We start from the raw sequence: 13,409 nt of genomic DNA on the forward strand, positions 1-13,409 counted from the left end.
CACAATCTCCCCTTGGAGGTTCCCTTGCACCGCCGCCGTCGCACCGCGCTCGTCCTCACCGCCGCGATCGCCGCCGCGGCACCCTTGCTGACCGCCTGCGGAAACGGTGCGCACCCGGGCGCCGCGGCCGTCGTCGGAGGCCACCGGATCACCGTCGCCCAGCTGGAGGGCCGGGTCGACGAGATCCGCTCGGCCCAGCGGGCCGCGGTGCCGGACGAGACCCAGTACGCGCAGGTCCTCTCCTCCACCAGCAGCCTCACCCGCGACACCCTGCACAACATGGTCCTCGACCGGGTGCTGCACCGCGCCGCGCAGGACGCGGGCGTCACGGTCACCCGCAAGGAGGTCCAGCAGATGCGTGCGGGCCTGGAGCAGCAGGCCGGCGGCGCCAAGGGGCTGGAGACGGCCTGGCTGCAGAAGTACGGCATCGCCCCCGCCCACCTCGACGAGAACCTCCAGCTCCAGCTGGAGGCGCAGAAGCTGGCCGGCAAGCTCGGCACCGACACCAGCCAGCCCGCCTTCTGGAAGGCGCTGTCCAAGGCCTCCCAGGAGCTCCACGTCGACCTCAACCCGCGCTACGGCTCCTGGGACGTGCAGAAGAGCAGCCGGGTGGACGCCAAGACGCCCTGGGTGCGGGAGGTCACGGCGGGCACGGCGGGCGGACAGCCGGCGACGGCCTGACGCGTGTGAGGGCGGACGTCCCGGTGCGTGACCGAGCGGGCGTGCGAGCAAGCCTCTCGGTGTATGACCGAGCAGGCTCCGGTCGTACGATCACATGACTCTCCCCGGCCTGTGGACAACTGAATCCGTCCCCTCGCGCCGTGGGTTACGTTCGGATCGTGAACGCATCCAGCTCCGACCTCGCCACCGCCGCCGACCCCGGTCGCATCGTCCTGCTCACCACCAGCCACCGCGTCGCCCCCGGCCTGCTGTCCTGGCCCGCCTGGCAGGTGCTGCGCTCCGCCGACGCCGTGCTGTGCGCCGACGGAGCGCATCCGCAGCTGCCGTATCTGCGCGAGGCCGGGACAGTGGTGAAGGAGGCGTCCCCCACCGCGCAGGAGCTGATGGACGCATGCGCCGGCGGGCGGACGGTGGTGGTCGTGGCCACGGGTGAGGGAGAGCCCGCGCTCACCGACGGGCTGGCCCGGCTGGCCGGCTCCGGCCGCTTCGCGATGCCGGCGCTGGAGCTGCTGCCGGCCTCCTACGACCTGCCCGGCGCCCGTCTCCTGGACCTCGTGCAGGTCATGGACCGCATCCGCGCCGAATGCCCCTGGTCCTCCCGGCAGACCCACGAGGGTCTCGCCAAGTACGGCATCGAGGAGGCCTACGAACTGGTCGAGGCGATCGAGGCCGGCGACCGCGAGGAGCTGCGCGAAGAGCTGGGCGACGTCCTGCTGCAGGTCGTCTTCCACTCCCGGATCGCCGAGGAGCACCCGGACGCGCCGTTCTCCATCGACGACGTGGCGGGCGGCATCGTCGCCAAGCTCGTCCACCGTCACCCGCATGTCTTCGGCGAGGAGGAGGCCGAGACACCGGAGGACGTCAAGGAGCACTGGCTGCGCACCAAGGCCGAGGAGAAGCGGCGCACCTCGGTCACGGACGGCGTCCCGGTCGGCCAGCCCGGCCTGGCCCTCGCCGCCAAGCTCGCCTCCCGCGCCCGCACGGCGGGCCTGGACGTCCCCCTGCCGCGAGGCGAGGACATCGGCTACGAACTGCTCGCCCTGGCGGTCCGCGCCGAGGCGGCCGGTGTCGACCCGGAGACCGCACTGAGAGCCGCGGCCCGGGTGTACCGGGACGCGATACGCCAGGCGGAGGCCGCGCAGGACTCGACGCCGGAGTAGGCCCAGGAGACGCAGGACATGCGCAGCAGTGCACCGGAGCGGGCGGCCGGCGTGCGGGAGCGGCGCCGCAGCAGGCGGGCGGCACGGGACCAGGCGCCGGAGAAGAGGGAGCCGGTGCCGCCGGATACCGTCGGGGGGTGACCGACCAGCACCATCCCCCGACCGCCGCCGACTCCGCCGCGGACTCCGCTCCCGACCTCTTCACCTGGGAGTTCGCCACCGACCCCTACCCGGCCTACGCCTGGCTGCGCGAGCACGCGCCGGTGCACCGGACGCGGTTGCCCAGCGGGGTCGAGGCATGGCTGGTCACCCGGTACGCGGACGCCAAGCCGGCCCTCGCCGACCAGCGGCTGAGCAAGAACCCCGCGCATCACGACGAGCCCGCGCACGCCAGGGGCAGGACCGGCATCCCTGGCGAGCGCAAGGCCGAGCTGATGACCCATCTCCTGAACATCGACCCGCCGGACCACACCCGGCTGCGCCGGCTGGTCAGCAAGGCGTTCACCCCGCGCCGGGTCGCCGAGTTCGCGGCCCGCGTGCAGGAGCTGACCGACCAGCTCATCGACCGGTTCGCGGCTCGGGGCTCGGCCGACCTCATCCACGAGTTCGCCTTCCCGCTGCCCATCTACGCCATCTGCGACATGCTCGGCGTCCCGCGCGAGGACCAGGACGACTTCCGGGACTGGGCGGGCATGATGATCCGGCACGGCGGCGGGCCGCGCGGCGGTGTGGCGCGCTCCGTCAAGAAGATGCGGGGCTACCTCGCCGAGCTGATCCACAAGAAGCGCGAGGCGCTGCCCGCCGAGCCCGTGCCCGGCGAGGACCTGATCTCGGGCCTCATCCGCGCCTCCGACCACGGCGAGCACCTCACCGAGAACGAGGCCGCCGCGATGGCGTTCATCCTCCTGTTCGCGGGCTTCGAGACGACCGTCAACCTCATCGGCAACGGCACCTACGCCCTGCTCACCCACCCCGAGCAGCGCGAACGGCTCCAGCGGTCCCTGGCCGGCGGGGCACGGGACCTGCTGGAGACCGGGGTGGAGGAACTCCTGCGCTACGACGGCCCGGTGGAGCTGGCCACCTGGCGGTTCGCCACCGAGCCGATCACCCTCGGCGGGCAGGACATCGCACCGGGGGATCCGGTGCTCGTGGTGCTCGCGGCGGCGGACCGGGATCCGGAGCGGTTCGCCGACCCGGACGTGCTGGACCTCGCCCGCCGCGACAACCAGCATCTGGGCTACGGCCACGGCATCCACTACTGCCTGGGCGCGCCGCTCGCCCGGCTGGAGGGCCAGACCGCGCTCGCCACGCTGCTCACCCGCCTGCCCGACCTGCGGCTCGCCGTCGATCCGGCCGAGTTGCGCTGGCGCGGCGGGCTCATCATGCGGGGCCTGCGCACCCTGCCTGTGGAGTTCACCGCGGCCGTCTGAAGAAGGACGCCTCGAACGCCGTACGAGCACAAGAACGACAATGGTTCAACTCTGTGATCTTCACGTGATCTGTGCGGCATTAACTTGTGACAAGTGATCGTCTGCCGATACGTTCACCCATCAGTGTGGCGAGGGGTATCCGTTCGCCACGCCGGTTCTGCTGTCGCACGAAAGGCTTCCGTATGCTCTCCGGGAACGGTCGTCACCGTCGCCCCCGTCAGGCTCCGGCCCTCCTCGTCGCGGCCGGAGTGACCGGCTCCGCCATCGCCATCCCCCTGCTCGGCGCCGCGAGCGCCCACGCGGCCGACGGCACCACCTGGGACAAGGTCGCCGAGTGCGAGAGCGGCGGTTCCTGGAGCGCGGACGGCGGGAACGGCTACTACGGCGGCCTGCAGATCTCGCAGGACGACTGGGACACCTACGGCGGCACGCGGTACGCCGAGAGCGCCGACCAGGCCAGCCGGTCCCAGCAGATAGCCGTCGCCGAGAGGATCCTCGCCGACCAGGGCACCAAGCCGTGGGCCACCTGCGCCCTGACCGCCGGTCTGACCTCCCACTCCGGTTCGGTCGACGTGGACACCGGCGTCGGCGGCTCCGGCGACTCCGACCGCTCCGGCGACTCCGGCCGCTCGAACGACGGATCCGGCTCGGCCGACGACTCCGACTCGTCCGGTCTGTCGGATTCGTCCTCGTCCGGTTCCGACTCCGGCTCCGGTCCCGACTCCGGTTCCCGCGCCGGCGCGGATGGCGACTCCGGCTCCAACTCCGGCTCCGGCTCGGACGCTTCCGGCTCGGACGCTTCCGGTTCGGACTCCTCCGGCTCCTCCTCGTCCCACGCGACCGGCACGCCGGGCCCGGGTGCGAGCGAGGGTGCCACCAAGGACCCGAAGGCGACCGGAGGGGCGACCGGCACCGGCACCGCCACTCCCAAGTCGGACAAGACCGACAAGCCCGACCCGGCCGGAGGCGGAAGCCGACAGGGGGGCGACACCGCCCCCACGGAGACCCCTGGGGTCGACGAGTCGGACAATTCCCGGCAGGCGGCCGGTTCTTGGAGCCTCGTCGACACCGGCACGCTCGGCAGTGGCGGACGTCACCGTGGCGAAAGTGCGGACGAAAGCGCAGCAAACGGTCAGGACGCCGAGGCGTCCGGACGTCACGCCGACCAAGCGCGGGGCATCTACATCGTCCGCGAGGGCGACACCCTCGTCGCCATCGCCGACTCCCTCGGCGTCCATGGCGGATGGCATGCGCTCTACGACGGCAACAAGAAGGTCATCGGCGCCGACCCGAACCACATCACCGCCGGTCAGACCCTGAAAGTCGGGGGCGAAAAGGGCGACAAGTAGCGGGAGTTGGCGCCCCACTTGAAACCTAATGTCCGGTTTGGTGAAAGTGTGGGATGAGTCTCAGAAGCCCTGATCGTCTTTGAAATTCCGTCGATCACCTGTCTACGGTCAGGACCGCTCGTCACCACGAGCCCCGGCAACCGCAACGCCGAATCCTGCCAGCGGCCGCCCGGGAACAGTCGTCGCGTCAAGCGCCGTAGGCAGGAGCGGGGGACCCAAGGTAAGTGCCAGGCCCGGCGGTTGACGCCGGTGCCGGCTAGGGGTGAAGCCGCGCCTCGCGAGAGCGAGAGCGCGGCCGGGCAACTCAACCGGCCCGAACCCGACAGCTCACCTCGCAGGCGTCGGTGAGGGGATCGATCCATGCTGTTTTCCGGCAAGGGCAAGCACCGTCGTCCGTCCAAGGCCGTCCGCGTCGTGGCGCTCGCCGGTGTCACCGGTGCCGCCGTCGCCGCCCCGCTGATGGCGGCCGGCAACGCCTCCGCCGCCACCGCCTCCGAGTGGGACGCGGTCGCCCAGTGCGAGTCGGGCGGCAACTGGTCCATCAACACCGGCAACGGCTACTACGGCGGTCTGCAGTTCTCCGCCTCCACCTGGGCCGCGTACGGCGGCACCGCCTACGCCTCGACCGCCAACCAGGCCACCAAGGCGCAGCAGATCGCCGTCGCCGAGAAGGTCCTCGCCGCGCAGGGCAAGGGCGCCTGGCCGGTCTGCGGCACGGGCCTGTCCTCCGCCGCCTACAACGGCTCCGCCCCGAGCGCCGGCACCGGCTCCTCGAACAGCGGCTCCGCGAGCAGCGGCAGCACGTCCGGCAGCTCCTCCTCGAAGAGCACCTCCGCGGGCAGCACCACCACGCGCTCCGCCGACCAGCAGGCCGCCACCCGCTCCGTCGAGCGCACGGCCCCGAAGGCGAGCAAGACCGTCACCACCCCGACCGGCAAGAAGGTCAAGAAGGGCGACGGCGAGTACAAGGTCGTCAAGGGCGACACCCTCAGCTCCATCGCCGAGAAGCACCACGTCGCCGGCGGCTGGCAGAAGCTGTTCGAGCTGAACAAGGACATCGTCGAGAACGCCGACCTCATCTTCCCGGGCCAGCAGCTGCACCTGAAGTGACACCTGGCTCCCCACGGGCCCACAGTGCCCTCACATCCCCGGCCCGCACACTGAGGGCCTCGTGAGGGCCACCCCCGTCCCCACGGACTCCCCGCCCCGGCGCGTGTTCCCCCGTACGCGCCGGGGCGGGGTCTTTCGTTCCGCCGTGCTGTTTTCCTGCTCTTCACCCCCGGCCCTCTTTGTTTCGCTGGTGAACAATGAGTACCGTCTGCGTGTCCCTCCCCGTTCATGGGGCGGTCGGTCGGTGGCTGATCCCCCGGAGACGGTTAGGCTCTAGTCGCAAGGCGCAGCCGTCAGGCACACCGCCCCGCACTACCAGCGTCACATCCAAGAAGGAGATGCTCGTGCCGTCCATCGACGTCGTCGTAGCCCGGGAAATCCTGGACTCCCGAGGCAACCCCACGGTCGAGGTCGAGGTCGGCCTCGACGACGGCAGCACGGGTCGTGCCGCCGTTCCGTCCGGCGCCTCGACCGGTGCCTTCGAGGCCATCGAGCTGCGCGACGGTGACCCGAACCGCTACCAGGGCAAGGGTGTCGAGAAGGCCGTCCTCGCCGTCATCGAGCAGATCGGCCCGGAGCTGGTCGGCTACGACGCCACCGAGCAGCGCCTGATCGACCAGGCCATGTTCGACCTGGACGCCACCGACAACAAGGGCTCCCTCGGCGCCAACGCCATCCTCGGCGTCTCCCTCGCCGTCGCCCACGCCGCCTCCGAGGCCTCCGACCTCCCGCTCTTCCGCTACCTGGGCGGTCCGAACGCGCACCTGCTGCCGGTGCCGATGATGAACATCCTCAACGGCGGCTCGCACGCGGACTCCAACGTGGACATCCAGGAGTTCATGATCGCCCCGATCGGCGCGGAGTCCTTCTCCGAGGCCCTGCGCTGGGGCACCGAGGTCTACCACACGCTGAAGAAGGTCCTGAAGAACAAGGGCCTGTCCACCGGCCTCGGCGACGAGGGCGGCTTCGCGCCGAACCTCGGCTCCAACCGCGAGGCCCTCGACCTCATCCTCGAGGCCATCAAGGAGGCCGGCTACGCCCCCGGCCAGCAGATCGCCCTCGCGCTCGACGTGGCCGCCTCCGAGTTCTACAAGGACGGCAAGTACCTCTTCGAGGGCAAGGAGCGCTCCGCCGCCGAGATGACGGAGTACTACGAGGAGCTGGTGGCGGCCTACCCGCTCGTCTCCATCGAGGACCCGCTGTTCGAGGACGACTGGGCCGGCTGGAAGGTCATCACCGACCGTCTCGGCGACAAGGTCCAGCTGGTCGGCGACGACCTGTTCGTCACCAACCCGGAGCGTCTGGCCCGCGGCATCGAGGAGGGCACCGCCAACGCCCTGCTGGTCAAGGTCAACCAGATCGGCTCGCTGACCGAGACCCTGGACGCCGTCGAGCTGGCCCAGCGCAGCGGCTTCAAGTGCATGATGTCCCACCGCTCCGGCGAGACCGAGGACGTCACCATCGCCGACCTGGCCGTCGCCACCAACTGCGGCCAGATCAAGACCGGCGCCCCGGCCCGCTCCGAGCGTGTCGCCAAGTACAACCAGCTGCTGCGCATCGAGGAGATCCTCGACGACGCCGCGGTGTACGCCGGGCGCAGCGCGTTCCCGCGCTTCAAGGGCTGAGCCGTAAAAGGCCCGAGCCGCACAAGGGCTGAGCCGCAAAGAGGTAAGGCCTAGCCAGTCGTACGTACGTCCCCGTACCCGGTCCCGTACCGTGTCCGGGGACGTACGCACGTGTGAAAGGGGAGGCGGAGAGCCAGATGGGCGTGAAGGACCGCGACCGTTTCTCCACCGCGACCAGGCTGCGGCTGCTCGGCGAGCAGACGGCGGCCCGGGTCTACCGCTCGCAGACCAAGCGGCAGGCCCGCCGTTCCCGGCTCACCGGCCGGGCGGCGCTGCTCGCTCTGGTGCTGTGCTCGATGATCGTCGCGCTTGCCTATCCGATGCGGCAGTACGTCTCCCAGCGCGCGCAGATCTCCGATCTGCAGCGGCAGCAGGAGCAGGCCCGCAAGCGGGTCGAGCAGCTGCGCGACCTCAAGGCGCGCTGGCAGGACGACTCCTACGCCGAGCAGCAGATCCGGCTCCGGCTGCACTATGTGATGCCCGGCGAGACCGGGTACATCGTCGTCGACCCGGGCACGGTCAAGCAGTCCCGCGCCGACCTCCGGGCCGCCCAGCGGCCCTGGTACGCGAACATCTGGGACGGGGTCGACAAGTCCGACGCCTCCGACCAGTGACCGGCCCTTCGCCGGCAACGAGCAGAAAGCCATCCTGAAAGCAGTCATGGAAACGCCCCCGCCGCCCACTTTGCGCACCGAGCCCACCGACGCGGACGTCGAGGCCTTCAAGCAGCAGCTCGGCCGTCCGCCGCGGGGCCTGCGGGCCATCGCGCACCGCTGCCCCTGCGGTCAGCCGGACGTCGTGGAGACCGCGCCGCGGCTGCCCGACGGTACGCCCTTCCCGACGCTGTACTACCTCACCTGCCCGAAGGCGTCCTCCGCCATCGGCACGCTGGAGGCGAACGGCGTGATGAAGGAGATGACCGAGCGGCTGCAGACGGATCCCGAGCTGGCCGCCGCGTATCGCGCCGCGCACGAGGACTACATCCGGCGCCGGGACGAGATCGAGGTGCTGACGGGCTTCCCGAGCGCCGGGGGCATGCCGGACCGGGTGAAGTGCCTGCATGTGCTGGTCGCCCACTCGCTGGCCGCCGGCCCGGGGGTGAACCCGCTCGGCGACGAGGCGCTCGCCATGCTGCCGCAGTGGTGGAGCAAGGGGGCGTGCGTGACATCGGCCCAGCCGCCGGCCGGCGAGCAGGGGCAGGCGGAGACGGCGCAGGACGGCTCGGGCCCTTCCGCCGCCGAGCCCGTCGAGGAGGACGACAAGTGACCCGCGTCGCCGCCGTCGACTGCGGCACCAACTCCATCCGGCTGCTGGTCGCCGATGTGCATCCCGGGACCGGTGAACTCGTCGACCTGGACCGCCGGATGACGATCGTGCGGCTCGGCCAGGGGGTCGACCGCACCGGCCGGCTCGCCCCGGAGGCGCTGCAGCGGACCTTCGCCGCCTGCCGCGAGTACGCGGAGGTCATCAAGGAGCACGGTGCCGAGCGCCTGCGCTTCGTGGCCACCTCCGCCTCCCGCGACGCCGAGAACCGCGACGCGTTCGTGCGCGGCGTGCTGGACGTGCTCGGGGTCGAGCCGGAGGTCATCACCGGCGACCAGGAGGCCGAGTTCTCCTTCACCGGTGCGACCAGGGAGCTGAAGGGCCGGGACGACCTCGCCAAGCCCTATCTCGTCGTGGACATCGGCGGCGGCTCCACCGAGTTCGTCGTGGGCGAGGACCACGTCCGGGCGGCGCGGTCGGTGGACGTCGGCTGTGTGCGGATGACGGAACGTCACCTGGTGCGGGACGGCAAGGTCTCCGACCCGCCCACCGAGCAGCAGATCGCCGCGATGAGGGCCGACATCGAGGCCGCCCTGGACCTCGCGGAGCAGTCGGTGCCGTTGGGCGAGGCGCGCACCCTGGTGGGGCTCGCCGGGTCCGTCACCACCGTCTCGGCCATCGCCCAGGAGCTGCCCGCGTACGACTCCGCGCGCATCCACCACTCCCGGATCTCCCGTGAGCGGGTCCGCGAGATCACCGAGTGGCTGCTGCGCTCCACGCACGCCGAGCGTGCCGCGATCCCCTCGATGCACCCCGGCCGGGTCGACGTGATCGGCGCGGGCGCCCTGGTGCTGCTCGCGATCATGGAGCGGATCGGCGCCGAGGAGGTCGTGGTGAGCGAGCACGACATCCTCGACGGCATCGCCTTCAAGGTGGCGGAAGAAGCGGAATGGGGAAGGAGCGGCTTCTGAGCCGCGACGACGTGGAGCGGCCCCGGTTCCTCAGGGGCAGGAACCGGGGCCGTCGCCCCAGCCCGAGCGGGCCGGCCATCAGTTGCACAGGAGGATGATGAGGCCGTCGCACCCCCCGTCGTCACCGTGACCACCGGCGGGGGCAGCCGCCTGGCTGGGGTGGGAGAGGGGCGTCACGGCCGCTGCGGATGCGGCCGTCGCCGTCCCTGCCGCGAGAGCGATGCCCAGGACCGCGCTGACTGCGCCTATTCGCGAAAAGGCCTTCTTGAAGGCCGTCTGTGAAGTGCTCATGCAGGCACGCTATGGGGGCTCCTGCCCGATATCGCGCGCTGTGTGGCTGACCGGGTGAGACGCGTGGCTGACCGGGTGAACAGCGCGGCGCGCAACGCGCCGGCCGGGTGATCTTCCCTGTCGCAGGGCGCTGCCGGCCGCCCGGCGGGTGTGGTGCGGCTTCTTTTTGTTACTTGCGGGTAGCCGTCGGCTGAGCAGGTCGGATAACGTTTGAGCGGCTCTCCCGGGACCCTCCGGGGGCTCTTCGGCGCCCTTCGGGGGTCCTCGGTGACGTGGCGTCGGAAAACTTCGTGAAGTTCTTCACAAGGATTTCGGCCCGGTCGGCGTACGGAAGGTGCCCCGTTGGCCCTTTCGGGGGGCGAAGAGGCCTTTGAACATGTTCAGATGGGGGTCGTACGACACCTTCGGATCGCGTTCCGGCGAGGGTGTTCCGAGCGGCTCGCGACCTCGCTCGTCGCTCAGAGGGGCAGCTCACGCGGCATTGACAACGGTCCAAAGGGTGCTGCGGTTCCGCTCGGCGGTCATGATCTGCGTCACGCGAGTCGCGGAGTGTAGCACAGGGCCTGTACGACCTTGTGAAGGGGCGCACGAGCGACCCTCCAGGGGCGGGTGGATACTCGATGGCATGAGCACCACGGAGCGTCCCAGGATCCTCGTAGTAGGCGGTGGGTACGTAGGCCTGTACGCAGCTCGGCGCATCCTCAAGAAGATGCGCTACGGCGAGGCGACCGTCACGGTCGTCGACCCCCGGTCGTACATGACCTACCAGCCCTTCCTCCCCGAAACCGCCGCCGGCAACATCTCCCCGCGCCATGTCGTCGTCCCGCTGCGACGCGTGGTCCCCAAGGCGGAGGTCCTCACCGGTCGGGTCACCACCATCGACCAGGACCGCAAGGTCGCCACCATCGCCCCCCTGGTGGGCGAGGCGTACGAACTGCCCTTCGACTACCTGGTGATCGCGCTCGGCGCGGTCTCCCGCACCTTCCCGATCCCCGGCCTCGCCGAGCAGGGCATCGGCATGAAGGGTGTCGAGGAGGCCATCGGCCTGCGCAACCACGTGCTGGAGCAGCTGGACAAGGCCGAGTCCACGACCGACGAGGAGATCCGCCGCAAGGCGCTCACCTTCGTCTTCATCGGCGGTGGCTTCGCGGGTGCGGAGACCATCGGCGAGGTCGAGGACATGGCTCGGGACGCCGCCAAGTACTACAAGAACGTGTCCCGTGAGGACATGCGCTTCGTCCTCGTCGACGCCGCGGACAAGATCCTGCCCGAGGTCGGCCCCAAGCTCGGCCAGTACGGCAAGGAGCACCTGGAGAGCCGTGGCGTGGAGATCTACCTCTCCACCTCGATGGACTCCTGCGTCGACGGCCACGTGGTGCTGAAGAACGGCCTCGAGGTCGACGCGAACACGATCGTGTGGACGGCCGGCGTCAAGCCGAACCCGGCTCTCTCCCGCTTCGGTCTGCCGCTCGGCCCGCGCGGTCACGTCGACTGCGAGCCGACCCTCCAGGTCAAGGGCACGGACTACATCTGGGCCGCCGGTGACAACGCCCAGGTCCCGGACCTCGTCGGCCGCAAGGCGGGCAACGAGAACGCCTGGTGCCCGCCGAACGCCCAGCACGCGCTGCGCCAGGCCAAGGTCCTCGGCGACAACGTGGTCTCCGGCATGCGGGGCTTCCCGCAGAAGGAGTACGAGCACGCCAACAAGGGTGCGGTCGCCGGTCTCGGCCTGCACAAGGGCGTGGCGATGATCGTCATGGGCAAGATGAAGATCAAGCTCAAGGGCCGCCTCGCCTGGTACATGCACCGTGGCTACCACGGCATGGCGATGCCGACCTTCAACCGCAAGATCCGCGTCTTCGCCGACTGGACGCTCGGCATGTTCCTCAAGCGCGAGGTCGTCTCCCTCGGCGCGATGGAGAACCCGCGCGAGGAGTTCTACGAGGCGGCCAAGCCGGCGCCGGTCGCCGCCGCGAGCGCGGCCGACAAGGCCGGGGCGAAGGCCAAGGCCTCCTGACCTCCGGTCACCGAACCACTCCGAAGGACCTCCCGCCATCCGTGGTGCGGGAGGTCCTTCGGCGTTCCCGGACGCCATCTGCGTTCCCGGACACCATCTGCGTGGCCGGTGCACTTATTTTGCCCAGCCGTAACTCCTTTGCGGGACTGCGCTCGACAGCCGACGGTGTTTACGTGATTACCGGCATCCGGGATCGTCGTCTTGGAGGTGTGCGCCATGGCCGACGCCGCGTCGCGGCTGAGGAGTCTTGCCGAACAGGTACTGGGAGCCCCGCTTCCGGTCCGGCTGCGGGCCTGGGACGGATCGCAGGCCGGGCCACCGGACGCGCCCGCGCTCGTCGTGCGCAACCGCCGCGCCCTGCGCCGCATGCTGTTCAAACCGGGCGAGCTTGGCCTCGCCCGTGCCTGGGTCTCCGGCGACCTGGGCGTCGAGGGGGACCTGTACACCGCGTTGGACGCGATGGCGGGACTGGTGTGGGAGCGCGGGGACGACGCCCGCGGTCTCGTCGAGAGCCTGCGCGACCCCGCCGTACGGTCCGCCGTCCGTGAGCTGCTGAAGCTCGCGGGGCCGCCGATCCCGCCCGCCCCGCCGCGCGAGGAGGTGCGCAGGCCGCGCCACCGGCTGCACACCCGGCGCTCCGACAAGCAGGCCATCAGCCACCACTACGACGTGGGCAACGACTTCTACGAGATCGTCCTCGGGCCGTCGATGGTCTACTCGTGCGCCTACTGGGAGGACGGCGGGAGCCTGGAGAGCGCCCAGCGCGACAAGCTCGAACTCATCAGCGCCAAGCTCGGCCTGACGCCCGGTCAGCGACTCCTGGACGTCGGCTGCGGCTGGGGCTCGATGGCCATCCACGCGGCCCGCGAGCACGGCGTGAGCGTCGTCGGGATCACGCTGTCGCACGAGCAGGCGGCCTACGCCCGCAAGCGCGTCGCCGACGAGGGGCTGACCGACCGGGTGGAGATCCGCGTCCAGGACTACCGGGACGTCAAGGACGGCCCCTTCGACGCGATCTCCTCCATCGGCATGGCCGAACACGTGGGCGCCGAAGGCTATCTGGAGTACGCCCGCCGGCTCCACGGCCTGCTCAGGCCCGGCGGACGGCTGCTCAACCACCAGATCGCCCGCCGCCCGCAGCAGGACGAATCGACGTACCGCGTGGACGAGTTCATCGACGCCTATGTCTTCCCGGACGGCGAACTCGCACCCCTGGGGACCACCGTCACCCAGCTGGAGCGCGCCGGGTTCGAGGTGCGGGACGTGGAGTCCATCCGCGAGCACTACGCCCGCACCCTGCGCCGCTGGGTCACCAACCTGGAGGCGGACTGGGACCGGGCCGTGCGCCTCACCAGCCCCGGCCGCGCCCGCGTCTGGCAGCTGTACATGGCCGCCTCCGCGCTCGCCTTCGAGCGCAACCGGATCGGCGTCAACCAGGTCCTCGCGGTCCGCACCCCGGAGCCCGGCGGGTCCGGGCTGCCGCTGCGCACCCGCACCTGGAACACCTGACAC

12 protein-coding genes and 1 riboswitch are annotated in these 13,409 nt (G+C 70.7%); of the genes, 11 read left to right on the top strand and 1 reads right to left on the bottom strand.

Annotated elements, in window-relative coordinates:
* Positions 1-24: 24 nt before the first annotated feature.
* The 9 genes from AQI95_RS12345 (at position 25) to AQI95_RS12385 (ending at position 9,589) form a co-directional block, all read left to right on the top strand.
* The gene (locus tag AQI95_RS12345; protein WP_067121338.1) at positions 25-681 is read left to right on the top strand and encodes a SurA N-terminal domain-containing protein; all 657 of its coding nucleotides are present in this window, start codon (positions 25-27) and stop codon (positions 679-681) included.
* A gap of 158 nt (positions 682-839) precedes the next feature.
* Positions 840-1,841 carry a nucleoside triphosphate pyrophosphohydrolase gene (locus tag AQI95_RS12350; protein WP_067121611.1) on the top strand — a complete coding sequence of 334 codons (1,002 nt, stop codon included), beginning with the start codon at positions 840-842 and terminating at the stop codon, positions 1,839-1,841.
* Positions 1,842-1,978: 137 nt separating this feature from the next.
* A complete protein-coding gene (locus AQI95_RS12355) occupies positions 1,979-3,271 on the top strand; it encodes a cytochrome P450 family protein (RefSeq protein WP_067121340.1) in 1,293 nt (430 codons plus the stop codon).
* A gap of 182 nt (positions 3,272-3,453) precedes the next feature.
* Positions 3,454-4,620, top strand: coding sequence for a LysM peptidoglycan-binding domain-containing protein (locus tag AQI95_RS12360; protein WP_067121342.1), 1,167 nt, complete (start codon positions 3,454-3,456; stop codon positions 4,618-4,620).
* Positions 4,621-4,802: 182 nt separating this feature from the next.
* A riboswitch (cyclic di-AMP (ydaO/yuaA leader) is annotated at positions 4,803-4,976 on the top strand.
* Positions 4,977-4,980: 4 nt separating this feature from the next.
* The gene (locus AQI95_RS12365) at positions 4,981-5,730 is read left to right on the top strand and encodes a LysM peptidoglycan-binding domain-containing protein (RefSeq protein WP_067121344.1); all 750 of its coding nucleotides are present in this window, start codon (positions 4,981-4,983) and stop codon (positions 5,728-5,730) included.
* A gap of 338 nt (positions 5,731-6,068) precedes the next feature.
* Entirely contained in the window at positions 6,069-7,355 is a 1,287-nt protein-coding gene (eno, locus tag AQI95_RS12370; protein WP_067121346.1) for a phosphopyruvate hydratase, read from the top strand.
* Positions 7,356-7,492: 137 nt separating this feature from the next.
* A complete protein-coding gene (locus AQI95_RS12375; RefSeq protein ID WP_067121348.1) occupies positions 7,493-7,969 on the top strand; it encodes an FtsB family cell division protein in 477 nt (158 codons plus the stop codon).
* Between the two features lie 46 nt (positions 7,970-8,015).
* Positions 8,016-8,621 (top strand): DUF501 domain-containing protein, encoded by a 606-nt coding sequence (locus AQI95_RS12380; protein ID WP_067121350.1) that lies wholly within the window; start codon positions 8,016-8,018, stop codon positions 8,619-8,621.
* Positions 8,618-9,589: a Ppx/GppA phosphatase family protein gene (locus AQI95_RS12385; protein ID WP_067121352.1), complete on the top strand. Its 972-nt coding sequence runs from the start codon at positions 8,618-8,620 to the stop codon at positions 9,587-9,589. Before AQI95_RS12380 ends, AQI95_RS12385 begins: the two co-directional genes overlap by 4 nt.
* Positions 9,590-9,667: 78 nt before the next feature.
* Here AQI95_RS12385 and AQI95_RS12390 read toward each other — a convergent pair whose 3' ends face one another.
* Complete coding sequence (locus AQI95_RS12390) at positions 9,668-9,880, bottom strand: hypothetical protein (RefSeq protein ID WP_067121354.1); 213 nt, start codon at positions 9,878-9,880, stop codon at positions 9,668-9,670.
* Between the two features lie 625 nt (positions 9,881-10,505).
* Here AQI95_RS12390 and AQI95_RS12395 point away from each other — a divergent pair.
* The gene (locus AQI95_RS12395; protein ID WP_079071219.1) at positions 10,506-11,897 is read left to right on the top strand and encodes an NAD(P)/FAD-dependent oxidoreductase; all 1,392 of its coding nucleotides are present in this window, start codon (positions 10,506-10,508) and stop codon (positions 11,895-11,897) included.
* A gap of 216 nt (positions 11,898-12,113) precedes the next feature.
* Positions 12,114-13,406: an SAM-dependent methyltransferase gene (locus AQI95_RS12400; RefSeq protein ID WP_067121358.1), complete on the top strand. Its 1,293-nt coding sequence runs from the start codon at positions 12,114-12,116 to the stop codon at positions 13,404-13,406.
* Positions 13,407-13,409: the final 3 nt, after the last annotated feature.

Origin of the sequence: Streptomyces yokosukanensis (assembly GCF_001514035.1) — a bacterium.
Classification (GTDB): Bacteria; Actinomycetota; Actinomycetes; order Streptomycetales; family Streptomycetaceae; genus Streptomyces; species Streptomyces yokosukanensis.

Excerpts from the sequence above, each read along its gene's own strand:
- AQI95_RS12360 (WP_067121342.1), top strand. The coding sequence starts at position 3,454 with ATGCTCTCCGGGAACGGTCGTCACCGTCGCCCCCGTCAGGCTCCGGCC.
- AQI95_RS12365 (WP_067121344.1), top strand. The coding sequence starts at position 4,981 with ATGCTGTTTTCCGGCAAGGGCAAGCACCGTCGTCCGTCCAAGGCCGTC.
- eno (WP_067121346.1), top strand. The coding sequence starts at position 6,069 with ATGCTCGTGCCGTCCATCGACGTCGTCGTAGCCCGGGAAATCCTGGAC.
- AQI95_RS12375 (WP_067121348.1), top strand. The coding sequence starts at position 7,493 with ATGGGCGTGAAGGACCGCGACCGTTTCTCCACCGCGACCAGGCTGCGG.
- AQI95_RS12380 (WP_067121350.1), top strand. The coding sequence starts at position 8,016 with ATGGAAACGCCCCCGCCGCCCACTTTGCGCACCGAGCCCACCGACGCG.
- AQI95_RS12390 (WP_067121354.1), bottom strand. The coding sequence starts at position 9,880 with ATGAGCACTTCACAGACGGCCTTCAAGAAGGCCTTTTCGCGAATAGGC.
- AQI95_RS12395 (WP_079071219.1), top strand. The coding sequence starts at position 10,506 with ATGAGCACCACGGAGCGTCCCAGGATCCTCGTAGTAGGCGGTGGGTAC.
- AQI95_RS12400 (WP_067121358.1), top strand. The coding sequence starts at position 12,114 with ATGGCCGACGCCGCGTCGCGGCTGAGGAGTCTTGCCGAACAGGTACTG.